Origin of the sequence: Desulfobulbus propionicus DSM 2032 (assembly GCF_000186885.1) — a bacterium.
Lineage (GTDB): Bacteria > Desulfobacterota > Desulfobulbia > Desulfobulbales > Desulfobulbaceae > Desulfobulbus > Desulfobulbus propionicus.
The window spans coordinates 2445287-2460704 of record NC_014972.1 but is presented as its reverse complement, the minus strand read 5'-3'; the positions used below and the strand labels follow the sequence as shown (position 1 = coordinate 2460704).

The following is a 15418-nucleotide window of genomic DNA, read 5'->3' as shown; positions in this document are numbered from 1 at the left end:
CATATAACTCACAGGAGGATGAACGGTTACCAGCGTTCCGTACCGACAATCTGGCTGACGTCCAGGCATTTGGCCTTTTCGTCCTCGCTCAAATCCTCCTTGCGTTTAATGTTTTTGATGTCCTTGAGGTAGCAAGCATATTCTTTGCCATCCTTGTCCCGGATCCAAACCATTGATTCATAACCGCCACCGGAGCTGCTCATCTGTTGATACTCTTTGTTCTCATCAGCCATGGTCGTTCTCCTCAGGTTGAAGTGAAAGGTTTGCTATTTTTTGATAATAGTTATTGTTTGATTGTGCGCAAGGTCGCTTTAAAAAAAAATGGAGAAATGAATGGATATTGATCCAGTCCCCATCAACAGCCAGCTGATCACCCTGTTTGGCCAGCAGCGGCTGGCGGTCGTCGCCACCGACAGCGGCTCCGGCCCCTATACCAGCCTGGTCGCCTTTGCCGTCACTCCCGATCTCGGCCGCCTGATTTTCCTGACCAGCCGCGCCACCCAGAAGTTCCGCAACATCGAGTCGCGCCCGCAGGTCGCGCTGCTCATCGACAATCGGAGCAATCAGCCAGTCGATCTTGCCCGGGGTGTGGCCGTGACCGCGCTCGGTACCGCCGCCGAAGCGCAGGGGGCTGCCAGGGAGGAGTTGTTGCAGCTCTTGCGCAAGCGGCACCCGGAGTTGGGTGGTTTTGCCGATGAGCCGAGCACCGCCGTGATTGCAATCACCGTCAGCCGCTATATCGTGGTCAGCCACTTTCAGGAGGTGCGGGTGCTGGGCATGGACGGCGGCCCAACAAACTTTCAAGAAAAATCCTTGCGGTAGCGTTGCCGATTGCTTGTTTTTTGCGGAGGTCGTCTTATTTTTTTCCCCAACGTTAGCCAAGATGGAGTGGCAGGGGTGTAGAGCTCCCCTTGCTTGATCACGGTCTACCTGAACGCGACATCAGATCTTCATGCACTGGAGAGTACGCCTATGAACGGCTCACTGTGGTTGAAGCTGTACCTGTTGACCGTCCCCGTGTTCTTTGCCATCGACATGCTCTGGCTCGGCGTGGTGGCAAGAAATTTCTACAAACAGCAGCTCCATGCGCTGCTCAGCCCGCAGGTCAACTGGCCGGCCGCCTTGCTCTTTTACGGCTTTTACATCGCCGGTATCCTCTTTTTTGCGGTTCGTCCCGCACTTGAAGCCCATTCCCTGGCCAAGGCCTGCCTACTGGGCGCGCTCTTTGGTTTTTTTACCTACGGCACCTACGATCTGACCAACCTGGCCACTCTGCGCGACTGGCCGCTGCTGGTCACCGTGGTCGACATGGCCTGGGGCACGATCCTCTGCACCCTGGTCAGCGGCGCGGCCTACCTGATCGGCCTGCGGCTGGCGACATAGAACAGCTTCGCTACCAACGGAGACCTGCACATGGACGGACCGTTTTTGACGGCAACCCTGCTGGTGCTGGGCGGCATGTGCTGCATGTATGGGGTGGGTTTGTTGGTCAAGGATAACAGCCTGATCGATATTGCCTACGGCCCGGCCTTTATTCTGGCCGGCTGGGGAGCCTGGCTGACAGTCGTTCCCCCGCCGCTCCATTTCCGGCCGCTGCTGCTGTTGGTCCTGCTTACCCTGTGGGGACTGCGTCTGGGCCTGCATATCGCCCTGCGCCACCGGGGGCGGGGCGAGGATTTTCGCTACCGCTCCTTTCGCGAACAGTGGGGCCGCACTCTGATCTGGCGCAGCTTTCTGCAGATCTACCTACTTCAGGGCATGGTGGTGGTGGTGATTGCCACGCCGGTGCTGCTGACGATCAGCAATCCGGGCACAGCGTTTGCCTGGACCGACGGACTGGGGCTTGCGCTGTTCGCGATCGGGTTTGGGTTCGAGGCGGTTGGCGACTGGCAGCTGACCCGGTTCAAGGCCGATCCCGCCAACCGGGGCCGGATCATCCAGCACGGGTTGTGGCGCTACACCCGCCATCCCAACTATTTCGGTGAGGCCGTGCTCTGGTGGGGGATCTTTCTCATCGGCCTGGGCGCACCGGCCGGCTGGTACGGCCTGATCAGCCCGCTGACCATCTGCTTTCTCCTGCTCAAGGTTTCCGGTATTCCCATGCTGGAGGCCAAATACAGCGGCAACCCCGAGTTTGCGGCCTACAAGGCCAGGACCAACGCCTTTTTCCCCTGGTTGCCACGGCCGGAACATCCCAACAAACCCACCAACCACACCTATGGAGGACTAATGGAGCACGGCAGCGCGGTGAAGGGACAGCAGATAGCGGTGATCGGCGCCGGAGTGGCGGGCATTGTCGCCGCCCATCGGCTGCAGAAGAACTATCGGGTCACCCTGTTTGAACAGGCCGAACGCTTGGGCGGTCATACCCACACGGTGGTCATCGCCGACGGTCCGGACGCCGGCACCCCGGTGGACACCGGTTTCATCGTCTTCAATGAGGCCACCTATCCCATGTTCATCGCCTTCCTCGACGAACTAGGGGTGGCCTCCCGCGAAACCGAGATGTCTTTTGGGCTGTATTGCCGCCAGACCGATCTCATCTACGCCGGCAATACCTTCAACGGCCTCTTTGCCCAGCGCGCCAATCTGCTGCGGCCGCAATTCTACCGCTTTCTGCTCGAAATCGGACGATTCTGCCGCCAGGCCAGCGCCGACCTGACCGATGAGAACGACCTCGGCACCCTGGAGGACTATGTCCGCCGCCACCGCTTCATGCCTTTCATGGTGGACAACTACCTCAAGCCCATGGCAGCGGCCATCTGGTCGACACCCGCCGGTCAGGTCACGGCCTTCCCGGCCCGGCCGTTTCTGCGTTTCTTCAGCAATCACGGTCTGCTCTCCCTCCACAACCGGCCGCGCTGGCGCACCGTCTGCGGGGGCAGCCACAGGTATGTCAAGGCCTTTGCCGACCGGTTCACCGGCACCATCCGCCTCAACAGCGCCATCGAGCGGATCCGCCGCACCGAGGAGGGCGTGCTTCTGGAGTTCGCCGATCAGCATCAGGAACGGTTTGACCGGGTGGTGATCGCCACCCACGCCGACCAGGCCCTGCGGTTGCTGGCCGATCCAACCGCGGAGGAGGCCCGCCTGCTCGGAGCCTGGCAGTACGAGGCCAACACCACGGTGCTCCACACCGACCTGTCCGTGCTGCCGCCGCTGTCCCGCGCCTGGGCCTGCTGGAATTTCCGGCGGGAGGCCGGTCCGGAACAGGGCGTCTACGTGACCTATTCGATGAACATCCTCCAGGGGCTCACCACCCGCAACCACTACCTGGTCACCCTCAACCGGCCAGAGGGCTACGACCCGCGTCAGGTGGTAGCCACCATGGTCTACCATCATCCCACCTACACCACCGGTTCCATGGCCACCCAGCCAGGCCTGCCGTCGCTCAACGGCGTGCGCCAGACCTGGTTTTGCGGCAGCTACTTTGGCTGGGGGTTCCATGAGGACGCGGTCCGCTCCAGTCATCAGGCGGTGGCCCACCTGGAGGCAACACGGTGAACTCCACACTCTATACCGGGCAACTGCGCCACGCCCGCACCCATGCGGTCGAACACAGTTTTGCCTATCTCCTCCATCTGTACGCCCTGGATCTGGACGAGCTCGACCGGTTGGAGCAGCAGTCCAGCTGGTTTGGTCATAACCGACCGCGGCCGTTGGCCCTCTTTGATCGCGACTACCTGTATCCGGGTGAGTCGCCCCTGGTCGACAAGGTGCGGCGGGCCCTGCGCGACAACGGCATGGACCAGATCCCCGGCCGCATCGTCCTGGTCACCGCGCTGCGCCAGTTTCTGTACGTGTTCAACCCGGTCAACTTCTTCTACTGTTACGATGCGACCAACAGGCTCTTTGCCGTGCTCGCCCAGGTCAACAACACCTTTGGCGAAACCCATCTCTACCTGCTCACACCCGAGGAGGACGGTCAATCCTTTCAGGCCGACAAGGCCTTTCACGTCTCTCCGTTTTTCCCGCGCCGGGGACGCTACCAGTTCCGCCTCTCCGAACCGGGGGACAGCCTGTCGCTTGAGATCAGCTATTTTCTTGACGACCAGTTGGCCCTGCGGGCCTCGTTCACCGGAACCGCCAGCCCCCTGACGTCCCAGATCATGGCCCGCACCGTGCTGCTCCATCCGCTGCGGGCAGGCATGACCTTTCCCCGCATTCTCTGGCAGGCAGCCCGCCTGTATCTGCAGAAGCGATTGCCGGTCTTTGCCAAACCCGATCCCTGCTCGCCCTTGACCATTCGCCCCGTGCCGCCCTCGCTGCTGGAACGGCTAGGGAAACGGGTGATGACCCGTTTTTTTGCCCAGCTCGATCACGGCCAGATGACCCTGACCACCCCGGACGGTCAGCAGCATGTCTTTGGCACCTTGGAGGGCACGCCGCAGGTGGCGATGACCGTCCATCGCCACCGCTTTTTTCAGCGGGCCATGCTCGCCGCGGACATCGGCTTTGGTGAATCCTATGTGGAGGGTGACTGGGACAGTCCGGATCTGGCGGCCCTGCTGACTCTGCTCTGCCTGCGGGAAGAGGCGGTCAATGACCGGCGCTTGTGGCCGGCCCTGGCCGGACGGGCGGTGAATTTCCTTCTTCATCTCCGGCGGGACAACACCCCGGCCGGCAGCCGGCGCAACATCAGTGCCCATTATGACCTTGGCAACGAACTCTACGCCCTGTTCCTCGATCCGACCATGTGTTATTCCAGCGGTCTGTTTGTGGACGAACACGACAGCCTGGAACAGGCGCAGCACCACAAGATCCGCCGGGTGCTGGAACTGGCCGGGATCGGCCCGGACGATCGGGTGTTGGAAATCGGCTGCGGCTGGGGCGGTTTTGCCCTGGAGGCGGTACGCGCCACCGGCTGCCATCTGCTGGCCATCACCGTCTCCCGTGAACAGTACGACTGGGTCAGCCGGCGGGTGCGTGAAGAGGGCCTGGACGACCGGATCGAGGTGCAGCTGACCGATTATCGCCATGTGCAGGGACAGTTCAGCGCCATTGTCTCCATCGAGATGATCGAGGCCGTGGGCCACCGGCATCTGCCCCGCTATTTCGCTGAACTCGATCGTCTGCTTCTGCCCGGCGGACGGGTTGTGCTGCAGGCGATCACCATGCCCGACCAGAAATACCGTTCCTACCGCCTGGGTTCGGACTGGATCCGCAAGCACATCTTTCCCGGCGGCCATCTGCCCTCGTTGGGTGCCCTGGTCGAGGCCATGGCCCGCACCACCCGGTTCAACATCACCAGCCTGGAGGATATCGGCCTCCACTATGTCCGCACCCTGGAACTGTGGCGGGAGGCCCTGCGTGCCCAGCGGCAGCGGGTGTTGGATCTTGGCTTTGACGAACGGTTCCTGCGCCAATGGGAGTACTATTTCAGCTACTGCGAGGCGGGTTTCCGCACCCGGTTGGTGCGCAACTATCATCTGGTGCTCTCCCGCATGGGCGAGGCAGCGCCGGAGCCGGGCAGCAGGTGAGCGGCCAGGCCTGGACCAAGCTGATCAACTTCGCTCTGTTCCAGGGCGGCTGGATGGTGTGCGTCCTGGGTGCCGCCGCCGGCTTTCCCTGGCCAGCCACCCTGGCCGGAAGTGCCTTGGTGCTGGCGCATCTGGCCCTGGTTCGGCAACCCGGCCGCGAAGCGCTGCTGCTGGGTGCAAGCGGGCTGCTCGGCCTGCTGGTTGATAGCCTTCATATCGGCACCGGCGTGCTGTTCTTTCCCATCGGCAGCCTGCATCCGGCCGTGCCGCCGCCCTGGATCCTGGTGCTGTGGCTGCAGTTCGCCATGACGCTGCACTATGCGCTGGCCTGGCTTGCCGGACGGTATCTGCTGGCTGCCGTGCTTGGTGGTGTATCCGGAGCCTTGGCCTACGGGGCTGGGGTACGATTGGGTGCGGCTGCGTTCGGCCCGGACATGCTCCGTTGTCTGGTGCAGATTGGCGTGAGCTGGTGCGTGGTCATGGTGGTGCTGTTGTGGATTGCCGCCCGGACCGGGGACGACGATGGCCACCGGACCTATCGGTTGTTCACAGAAGAACAAGGTGCTCCGAACGGTCGGTGAACAAAAGCAACGCGTACCCCTTGTCCACCGGTTTCGCTCGTGCTAAACAGGACGGTTAGGCATGGGGTGTGGTTGCCCGCAGAGGGGCATTCCCGTGGGGCATCCCTTTGGCCCGTCCCCGTGCTTTGACGCAATGCAGCCGATGATGGAGACAACCATGACAAGTGAGAAGCGCGATTTTGACAAGGAAGCAGCCCTGTGGGATGAAAAGCCGCAGCGGGTCAAGCTGGCCACAGAGGTGGCCGAAGCCATGGTCCAGCGGGTGGCCCTCACCCCGACCATGGAGGCGCTCGATTTCGGTTGCGGCACTGGCCTGCTTACGCTGCAGCTGCAGCCGCTGGTTCGCTCCATCACCGGCGTCGACAGCTCGGCGGGCATGCTGGCCGTGCTGGAGGATAAAATCAACCGTCTCCAGCTCGCCAATGTCCGCACCCTGCTGTGCGATCTCGACCAGGGCGAACGCCTGACCGGCAGGTATGACCTGGTGGTCAGCAGCATGACGCTGCATCACATCCGGGAGGTCGATACCTTGTTGCGCCAGTGGCATGACGTCCTTGCTCCCGGCGGCACCCTGGCCGTGGCCGATCTCGACAGCGAGGGCGGCCGCTTCCATGGCGACGACAACACCGGCGTCTTCCATTTCGGCTTTGATCGTGCCGCGCTGAGCCTCTCCGCTGCCCAGACCGGCTTTAATGAGCTCAGCGTCGAAACCGCCACGGAAATCATCAAACCCGATGCCTCCGGGCGACCCTCCCGCTTCACCGTCTTTCTCCTCACCGCCAGGAAAGGGTAGGGGAACCCACCCTGTTGCCGGCGTGTTGTGCGACAGACGCCTCCTGCCGGCAAAGGAAAGTTCTGATTTTCTTGCCCGCGTAACCTGCCGGGAGGGCAGGAACAATTCCCCATTCCCCGAACCTGCAACTTTGCATTTGCCCTTTATGCCGAGCAGGTGGTATCTCCCTCAATCAATTTCGTATCACCAACCTTTTCCAAATAATGAGCGCATGGACCCTGTCGATACATGGCCGGCCATTGAGGGACTGACGGGCTCCGTCACGATGAGCCGGACCACTCTTTACGGCATCGCCCGGCGTGGCGCAATCTCGGCCGCCAAGATCGGCACCCGTGGCGGTTTGACCGGGAGGAGATCGACCAGAAAATGAAAGCGCCCGATAGCGGCAAAGGGGGAGTGCAGGGATGAGCACCCAAGACAATTTTTCCGCCCTGCTTGAAGTGCTGGGCTTTACCAAACATAAATCCGTCTACATCAAATCCATCGGCCAATCCAATATCAACGCCACCGTGATGAAAAACATCAAGGAACCGGTTCCGTCCCTGGTCGAGCAAAAGCAATTCGTCGCCAAGGTCGAAGCCTTGGAAAAACAAATTGCCGAGGCCCAGGTCATCATCGATGCCGCAACCGTCCGCAAAGAGGCGGTGATGAAAAAGTACCTATGAGGGCGGCATGAACGACAAGCCCGTCTCCCTGATCCACCCACCTGAAGGCTACGCCAACTGGCTGGCGGAACTGAAAAACCGCATCCATACCGCCCAGCAACGGGCAACTCTGGCGGTCAACCGCGAACTGGTAACGCTTTACTGGCAGATCGGCCGTGATATTCTGATCCGGCAAGCCGAGCAGGGCTGGGGCGCCAAGGTCATTGACCGGCTGGCCCATGATCTGCGCACCGCCTTTCCCGACATGAAAGGCTTTTCCCGTGCTAAGCTCATGTATATGCGTGCCTTTACCGAGGCCTGGCCGGAAGAGCAAATTGTCCAACAGGCTGTTGGACAATTACCCTGGGGGCATAACCTGGTGCTGCTGACCCGGCTGAAGCAACCGGAACAACGCCTTGCCTATGCCCGGGCCGCCATTGAACACAAGCTGGTCGCAATGTGCTGAATATTCACATCGAAACCCGACTGCTCGAACGCACCGGCAAGGCCGTGACCAACTTCGCCGAACGGTTGCCCGCACGGGGCAGTGATCTGGCTCGGGAATCGCTCAAAGACCCCTACCTGTTCGATTTTCTCGATGTGGGCAAAGAGGCCGGACGAGCGCGCAATTGAATCGGCACTGGTCAGGCACATCACCCAATTCTTGCTGGAACTGGGTGCGGGATTTGCCCTTGTCGGGCGGCAAGTGCATCTGGAAGTCGGTGGCGATGATTTTTTCATCGACCTGCTCTTTTACCACCTCAAACTGCGCTGCTATGTGGTGATTGAACTCAAAGCAGACAAGTTCAAACCGGAACATCTTGGGCAGTTGGGTTTCTATCTCACCGCTGTGGACCGTCAAGTGAAGGCCGAACAGGATAACCCCAGCATCGGCCTGCTGCTGTGCAAGAGCAAGAACAAGGTAGTGGCCGAATATGCCTTGGGCGACAAGACCCAGCCCATGGGGATCGCCGAATACAAGCTGCTGGAATCGCTACCCGAACCTTTACAGACCAGCCTACCGACCATCGAGCAGATCGAGCGCGAACTGGAGGGGGCAATGACTGACTACCAGCCGCCCTACACCATCACCCCGGAGATTTTGAACCGGGTCGCCGCGATCAGCGAAGCCATTGGACGGTTGACCATGCTTGCCGACCAGGCCAGAACGCTGCGACGCATCAACCGCATCCGCACCATCCACGGTTCGCTGGCCATCGAGGCAACAGTCTCAGCGAAGCGCATGATCAGCAGTTGTTCGACAGCGCCCTGGAAATGGTGTTCGCGGCGCTGCTTGATGATGCGGCCGATTTTATCGCCTCCCTGGAGGGCTGAACCTGGCGATGGTGGGATGCTCTCCAGATTCATATCGCAGGCATGGCCTGCTCCTACACTCCCAGGAATTTTGTCCATGCTGGGTAGGAGCGAGCCATGCTCGCGAAAAAGGATCGTAAGAAAAGCCTTGCACGATCTGTTTGCGGCAGCTATACAGGTCTAGCTGATATAGGGTGTACCCCTATAGTCTATAGAGGTTGGAAAAAGCAAGGAAGGAGGAGCGATGAGTCTGTGCGGAACGGATCAGGACAAGGAGCGGATCGTCAAGCGGTTGCGGCGGATCGAAGGGCAGGTGCGCGGCCTGGCCGCCATGGTGGAGCAGGATCGGGACTGCATCGAGGTGCTGCGCCAGATCAATTCGGTGACCGGTGCCCTGCGCGGGGTCTGGACCCAGGTAATCGGCGACCACCTGCGCGGCTGCATCGCCAAATCGATCGCTGATCACGATGAAAAGCTGATCGACGAGTTGATGGACCACTTGGGCAAGATCCGCTGAACGAAAGAAACACTCTCCGGCACGGTGCTGACCGGCCGACTGCTACATAAGGAGCAAGCAACATGATAGGTCGTTTCACCAAACTGGGCGTCTACGAGGAACTGCTGCAGAGCAGAGATTTCATCAAGGTGGGCTGCGGTGCGCTGCTGGCCTTGGCCGGGTTTCTCCTTGGCCGTTATGTGCCTGAATTTCACCGGCAAACCTTGATCAGTCAGGGGTTGATCCTTGCCTCGGTGGCCATCAACGGCCTGCCGGTGATCGTCGGCGCGGTTCGGGGGTTGTTGGAACGGCGGGTCAATGTCGACGAGCTACTGGCCCTGGCCATCATCGCCTGCCTGCTCAACGGCGAGCTGCTCACCGCTGCCGTGGTCAGCACCATCATGGTACTGGGTGCCCTGATCGAGGAAGCCACCGCCGAATCGGCGCGTCGCTCGATTCAGGCCCTGATCCAGGTGGCGCCGAAAAAGGCCCTGGTGCTCAGGGAGGGGCGGGAACAGCTGGTCCCGATCGAGGCGGTCTGCGCGGGCGATCTCCTCCTGGTCAAACCCGGCGACCAGGTGCCGGTGGATGGCCAGGTGATCGAGGGCAGCTCGGCCATCGACGAATCGGCCGTCACCGGTGAACCCTTGCCCCGGGAGAAAGGGGTGGGCGATACGGTCTTTGCTGGCACCCTCAACCACAACGGCGTGCTCCGGATCCGGGCGGACAAGGTCGGCGCCGATACCACCCTGGGCCGGGTGATCCAGCTGGTTGCCGAGGCCGAAACCCACAAGCCGCAGACCGTCGCCTTCATCGACCGCTTTGCCCGTTTCTTCACGCCGCTGATCCTGGGCTGTGCCCTGTTGGCCTGGATCGTCACCGGTGAGTTCGGCCGGGCGGTGGCGGTACTAATCGTCGGTTGCCCCTGCGCCCTGATCCTGGCCGTGCCCACGGCCACGGTGGCGGCCATCGGGCGGGCGGCCCGCGCCGGCATCCTGGTCAAAGGCGGCCAGCACATCGAAAACGTGGCCCTAGCCGACACCATCCTCTTTGACAAGACCGGCACCCTCACCGAAGGCAATCCACGGGTCGACGCGATCATCCCGGCCGAGGGCATTGACCGCGACGAACTGCTCCACCAAGCGGCCAGCGTCGAGTGCAACGCCTCCCACCCCCTGGCCCGGGCCGTGATGCAGGCGGCCCTTTATGCCCAAATCACCATCGACGCGGCCCGCGATCTGTTCACCGAGATCGGCCTCGGCGTGCGCGGCCGGGTCGATGGCCGTCTGGTCGAGGTCGGCAGCGTCTCTCTCTACGGCGGGCTGGCCGCCGTGCCTGCGGCTCTGCAGCCGCAGCTGAGCGCCATCCAACAGCGCGGCGCCACGCCACTGCTGGTCTACCGTGACCAACAGCCGCTGGGCATGCTCAGCGTCTCCGACCGGGTACGCGGCGGGGCCGGCCGGACCGTGGCCGCGCTCAAGCAGGTGGGGTTGCGGGAAATCGGTATCCTTTCCGGCGATCATCAGCACTCGGTGGATCTGGTCGGCCAGGAGGTGGGCGTTACCCGCCGCTGGTCCGGCCTGAAACCCGACGACAAGCTGGCCATTATCCGTGACATGCAACAGCACAACGCCCGGGTGATCTTTGTTGGCGACGGCATCAACGACGCCCCGGCCCTGGCCATCGCCAACACCGGCATCGCCATGGGCGCCAGGGGCACCGAAGTGGCCCTGGAGACCGCCGATATTGCCCTCATGGGCGACGACATCGGCAAGCTGCCCTTGCTCATCGCCCTGGGACGGCGAATGCTGCTGATCATCAAGCTCAACCTCGCCTTTGGCCTGGTGTTCAATCTCGTTGCCGTGCTGGCTGGGGCCTTTGGCTTGCTCACTCCGATCATGGGCGCGGTGGTCCACAACGTCGGCTCGGTGCTGGTGGTGCTCTCGTCGGCGAGTATCGGCTTTTTTCGGGAGGAGCGATGATGGACGCGGACAATCACTCAGTCAGTCGCAATTCCCTGGTCATCGAACCGGCCACCGTGGCCGATTGCGCAACCATTCTTGCCCTGCAGCGGCTTGCCTTCCGGACCGAGGCCGAGCTGTATGACGACTGGGCCCTGCCGCCCCTGGTGCAGACCCTCGAGGAACTGCAACGGGAATTCGCCGCCAGCCTGGTGCTCAAGGCAACCCTAAGCGGCCAGCTGGTCGGCTCGGTGCGTGCCCGTCAGGAGCAGGAGATCTGGTGCATCGGCCGGTTGATCGTCCATCCCGAGGTCCGCTGTCAAGGGATCGGCTCTGCCCTGATGCGGGCCATCGAGGCCCAATGCACCTCCGCGGCCCGGTTCGAGCTGTTCACCGGCAGCCGCAGTACCGACAACATCCGGCTGTACCGCCAGCTCGGTTACCAGATGCGGCGACGGCAGCAGGCCGGGCCGAAGGTTGAGCTGGTGTTCATGGACAAAACGGTCGGCAGCCAGGGGTGAGGTCGCTGTCGCGCGCTCACCGCTTTGCCTCGTGCTCCCGCATGGTTCGCAGCCGGGGCGGCCGGATGGTGCGCTCCAGTTCCGCCAGCCACACCCCGTCGTTGTGGCGATAGGTTTTGACCACCACCCGGTCCGGATAGAGCAGCAGCGAGTTGGTCCAGATCGTCTCCCGCTTCATGTCCATGTTGTGGATGTTGGTCACTTGGTTGGCGTAGAGGTTGATGGGATCGGCGTAGCTCGTCTCAGTCGGCGGGGTATGGGTGTGGCCGGAGACCCAGAGGAAAATCTGCGGGTTGGCGGTGATGATCGTGTGCAGGATCTCGGCCGGCTGGGCAATGGCCTGGGGCCGGTTGACGTAGTGCTTGAAGGCATGTTGCGTCCCCTTGAGCGGTCCATGGAAAAAGACGATGGTCGGCGTGGTCCGGTGGCGATAGAGTTGGCCGCGCAGCCAGTCAAGCTGGCTTTCCGAGATGCCGGCGGCAAAACTCGGATGGTCGGTGGAAAGAAACAGGACATGGTAGCCACCGATCGTCTTGCTGGAAAAGAGATGCCGCAGGCCGAAGGTTTGGCGAAAGATACGCAGCTTTGCCTGTTGGGATGCGGGCGAGCCGGTGAGGTAGCCGCCGGAAGCGGTTGTGGGGGTTGCATAGATGTAGTCGTGGTTGCCGGCGATGGGTACCAGCGGCTTGCGCAGCCTGGCGAAAAAGGCCCCGGCCGCCGCGTATTCGGCCTCGGTGCCGTACACATCGCAAATATCGCCCACGGCAACCACCAGGTCGACATCCTCCCAGGTGTTGATTGTATCGATAATGTTTTCTTTCTGCGGTAGATTGGTTCCCGGCAGATGCGGATCGCCGAGGACGAGCAGGTGATGATACCCCCTTTCCGGGGTCTGTTGCCTGCACGTGCCGCAACCGGCGAGCAGGCCGAAAAGCAGGAGCAGGAGGAACGGGGTGAAGAGGAAAAGCAGGGGACGATGGAGGGAGGAACTGTTCATGCACAAGACCAAGCAACGAGAGGACGGCATGCACCATCATGTCATGATGCGGTTATTGTTTTGTTTGCTGGCCGCCGTGCTCCTGACCGGTTGTGCCGCCCCTGTTCCGGGCGGCAAATGGGAGATTGATCGGGCCGTGCAGCAGACGTTTGAAGCCGGCCAGCTGTTTCCGGAACACAGCTATTATTATCTCGGTTCCATAACCGCGCCCGAATCGATTATCGCCATCGACAACCGCTTCACCCTCCAGACCCGGGTCTGGGCACACATCGACATGTCCGAACAGCGGTTGAACGGCTGGCTGCAGTGGTACCGGGGCGAACGATACGGCGGTTGCGACTACTACGGCGGCGTCATCCTCGCTCCAGATGGCCGGCGGGCTGGGGTCTGGTATTCTCCGAACATCTTCAACATCATCCGCATGCCTGAACCGAACGTCTTGGAGGTCTTTCAACCCTACTCGTTCATGGGCAGAAGGTGCGGCGAGCCCAATGACGACGGCCCGCTGCCACGGTGATTGTCCCGCGCTGGCCGATGGCCGTGAACGCGGCGTCAGGGGGCGGCGGGAGCAAGGAAACAATCTGGCCGGCGTGGGAAAAATCCGATTGCCCGCCAGGGGCGGATGGGGAACAATGCCAGCCGTGAGCACAGCGTTTCCACCACAACCTCATCGCACCCCACCGCACCCATGATCCTGCTCAACGCCCTTTTTCCGGTCCTGGCCCTGATCGTTTTCGGCTGGATTGTGAAACGCTTCGCCATAACCGACACTGCCTTTCATCGCACCTCGGACCAACTGGTCTATTTTGTCTTCTTTCCCCTGATGCTGTTCTGGAAGATCGGCTCGGCGCCGCTGCTGTTCGATGGCAACTGGCGCTACCTGCCGGCCTCGGCCCTGGCGGTGGTGACGGTATGCGGCCTCAGCCTGCTGATCATCCGCCACTGGCCGGTGCGCGCGTTCCAGGCCGGATCCTTCAATCAGGGCTGCTACCGCTTCAACACCTACATCGGCATGGCGGTCGTTCTCAACGCCTTTGGCGGGCCTGGAGCCCAGCTGTACGGCGTGCTCATCGGCCTGCTCATTCCGCTGATCAATCTGCTCTGTGTGCCGATTCTTATCTGGTATGGCGGTGATGGCGGCCGGCTCGGCGAACGTTTGTTCATCACCCTCAAACACCTGCTGGCCAATCCGCTGATCCTCGCCTGTGTCGGCGGCATTGCCTATTCCCGCCTGGTCGGATTTTTTCCCGGCCCGATCGACAACACCCTCAAGCTGATGTCCCAGGTGACCCTGCCGCTGGCCCTGTTCTCCATCGGCGGCAGCCTGACCAGCCGAAATCTTCGCGACAACATGGGACTGGCCCTGGCCGCTGCCGGATGCAAGCTCTTGGCACTGCCACTGGTGGGACTGTTTTTCCTGTGGCTGTTCGGCGTTACCGGCCTGGCGTGGCAGGTGAGCATGCTCTTTTTTGCCCTGCCCACCTCGACCGCGATCTATATTCTCTCCTCGCAGCTCAACTCCGACACCGAACTGGCCTCGGCGGTGATCGTCCTTTCGACCCTGCTTTCCTTTGCCTCCATGGCCCTGGTGCTGCTGGTCAGCGGTTGAGGCGGCTACCGTTCCAGCACCTCGATCAGGGTGACGTGGGTCAACAGCCAGTCGCCTTCGATCTTGCGCAGCTCGGCGCGCAGTTCCTGGACATCGGCCACCGGCTGCCCCTTGCCCTCGCCGCTTAGACGTATGGTGCAGTTGACCACCGCGTTGTTGTCCCCGGGAATCGCGATGGTCACGTCGTGCAGGCTGACCCGCGCCGTCCGGTAATTGGCGCGCACCAAGTTGATGCGATCCATGATCTCCTTGCGTGAATACAGGCCGTGATACGTGACCGCCTCGACAATCAGTTCGCAGGGATCGTGAAAAAGCGCGGCCAGCTGTTTGGCCTTGAGCAGGGATTCCAGCGGCTGTTCCGAGGCCTCCTTGGAGCCGGCCTCCTCGATCAGGGCCAGTTGCTTGCGGATGGCCCGCTCGTCGCTTGGCCAGAGACGAACAACAAGCACAACGGCCGCGACAACGAGCAACAGGCCAAGAACAATGGTTTTTTTGTTCACCACAGCACACCTCCCATGATCCGTTCCTGGTCCACTTGGCCAAAATGGTGCCGCTCGATGGGCACGCCGCGATTGTCGCCCACCACGTAGACCTTGCCCGCTGCCACGGTGCGCGGTTCCAGGTTCCAGTTCGACCGCATGCGCACGTAGGGTTCGGTCACCGGCTGGCCATTGATCAGCAGCACGCCCTCACGGAAGGCCACGGAATCGCCGGCCAGGGCCACCACCCGTTTGAGCAGCATCACCCGACGGCCGGCGAAGCGGATCACCACCACATCACCGTGCCGGGGCTCGCTCAGCAGGTAGCGCCAGCGCCAGCAGAGGTTGAAGGTCCCGTTGCGGTAGGTGGGTTCCATGCTGTAACCCTCGATCCGCAGGGGGATCAGCACCTGGGTAAAAAAGAGCACGGTCGCCAGGGCGACCGCCGACAGACGGAGGAGAAAAAACCGGTTGGGCTTGGGCAGGAAAAAGCGGCGCAGCAGGGAGTCAGCCATGGGAATATCCGTGTCCGTGTCCGTGCCC

Annotated in this window: 16 protein-coding genes and 1 pseudogene; 13 read left to right on the top strand and 4 right to left on the bottom strand. The window is 61.8% G+C overall.

Annotation, left to right across the window (positions count from 1 at the left end):
- Positions 1-26: 26 nt before the first annotated feature.
- A complete protein-coding gene (locus DESPR_RS10710; protein WP_015724833.1) occupies positions 27-233 on the bottom strand; it encodes a hypothetical protein in 207 nt (68 codons plus the stop codon).
- A gap of 100 nt (positions 234-333) precedes the next feature.
- Here DESPR_RS10710 and DESPR_RS10705 point away from each other — a divergent pair, with 100 nt between their 5' ends.
- From DESPR_RS10705 to DESPR_RS10645, 11 genes and pseudogenes are all read left to right on the top strand, one after another.
- The gene (locus tag DESPR_RS10705; RefSeq protein ID WP_015724832.1) at positions 334-822 is read left to right on the top strand and encodes a pyridoxamine 5'-phosphate oxidase family protein; all 489 of its coding nucleotides are present in this window, start codon (positions 334-336) and stop codon (positions 820-822) included.
- Positions 823-972: 150 nt separating this feature from the next.
- Positions 973-1383 (top strand): DUF2177 family protein, encoded by a 411-nt coding sequence (locus DESPR_RS10700; protein WP_015724831.1) that lies wholly within the window; start codon positions 973-975, stop codon positions 1381-1383.
- 30 nt (positions 1384-1413) lie between these two features.
- Positions 1414-3504 carry a DUF1295 domain-containing protein gene (locus tag DESPR_RS18775; RefSeq protein WP_015724830.1) on the top strand — a complete coding sequence of 697 codons (2091 nt, stop codon included), beginning with the start codon at positions 1414-1416 and terminating at the stop codon, positions 3502-3504.
- Entirely contained in the window at positions 3501-5480 is a 1980-nt protein-coding gene (locus tag DESPR_RS17340; protein ID WP_015724829.1) for a DUF1365 family protein, read from the top strand. The genes DESPR_RS18775 and DESPR_RS17340 overlap by 4 nt, the downstream gene beginning before the upstream one ends.
- Entirely contained in the window at positions 5477-6061 is a 585-nt protein-coding gene (locus DESPR_RS10680; RefSeq protein WP_015724828.1) for a DUF2878 domain-containing protein, read from the top strand. Before DESPR_RS17340 ends, DESPR_RS10680 begins: the two co-directional genes overlap by 4 nt.
- A gap of 157 nt (positions 6062-6218) precedes the next feature.
- Positions 6219-6854, top strand: coding sequence for a class I SAM-dependent methyltransferase (locus DESPR_RS10675; RefSeq protein WP_043769986.1), 636 nt, complete (start codon positions 6219-6221; stop codon positions 6852-6854).
- 404 nt (positions 6855-7258) lie between these two features.
- On the top strand, positions 7259-7519 hold the full coding sequence (locus tag DESPR_RS10670; RefSeq protein ID WP_043769983.1) for a restriction endonuclease subunit S: 261 nt from the start codon (positions 7259-7261) through the stop codon (positions 7517-7519).
- Between the two features lie 7 nt (positions 7520-7526).
- Positions 7527-8555, top strand: a pseudogene (locus DESPR_RS19230) (PDDEXK nuclease domain-containing protein); the annotation flags it as partial.
- A gap of 501 nt (positions 8556-9056) precedes the next feature.
- On the top strand, positions 9057-9329 hold the full coding sequence (locus DESPR_RS10655) for a metal-sensitive transcriptional regulator (RefSeq protein WP_015724826.1): 273 nt from the start codon (positions 9057-9059) through the stop codon (positions 9327-9329).
- A gap of 62 nt (positions 9330-9391) precedes the next feature.
- Entirely contained in the window at positions 9392-11290 is a 1899-nt protein-coding gene (locus DESPR_RS10650) for a heavy metal translocating P-type ATPase (protein ID WP_015724825.1), read from the top strand.
- Entirely contained in the window at positions 11287-11790 is a 504-nt protein-coding gene (locus tag DESPR_RS10645) for a GNAT family N-acetyltransferase (protein ID WP_015724824.1), read from the top strand. The genes DESPR_RS10650 and DESPR_RS10645 overlap by 4 nt, the downstream gene beginning before the upstream one ends.
- A 16-nt stretch (positions 11791-11806) precedes the next feature.
- Here the strand turns inward: DESPR_RS10645 and DESPR_RS17335 are convergent, their stop codons facing one another.
- Positions 11807-12787: a metallophosphoesterase family protein gene (locus DESPR_RS17335; protein ID WP_015724823.1), complete on the bottom strand. Its 981-nt coding sequence runs from the start codon at positions 12785-12787 to the stop codon at positions 11807-11809.
- Here DESPR_RS17335 and DESPR_RS10635 point away from each other — a divergent pair.
- On the top strand, positions 12786-13304 hold the full coding sequence (locus tag DESPR_RS10635) for a putative periplasmic lipoprotein (RefSeq protein WP_043769977.1): 519 nt from the start codon (positions 12786-12788) through the stop codon (positions 13302-13304). The two genes, DESPR_RS17335 and DESPR_RS10635, sit on opposite strands and share 2 nt — an antisense overlap.
- Positions 13305-13475: 171 nt before the next feature.
- A complete protein-coding gene (locus tag DESPR_RS10630) occupies positions 13476-14396 on the top strand; it encodes an AEC family transporter (RefSeq protein WP_015724821.1) in 921 nt (306 codons plus the stop codon).
- 5 nt (positions 14397-14401) lie between these two features.
- Here DESPR_RS10630 and DESPR_RS10625 read toward each other — a convergent pair whose 3' ends face one another.
- Positions 14402-14896 (bottom strand): hypothetical protein, encoded by a 495-nt coding sequence (locus tag DESPR_RS10625; protein ID WP_043769974.1) that lies wholly within the window; start codon positions 14894-14896, stop codon positions 14402-14404.
- A complete protein-coding gene (lepB, locus tag DESPR_RS10620; protein WP_169701586.1) occupies positions 14893-15390 on the bottom strand; it encodes a signal peptidase I in 498 nt (165 codons plus the stop codon). The genes DESPR_RS10625 and lepB overlap by 4 nt, the downstream gene beginning before the upstream one ends.
- Between the last annotated feature and the right edge of the window lie 28 nt (positions 15391-15418).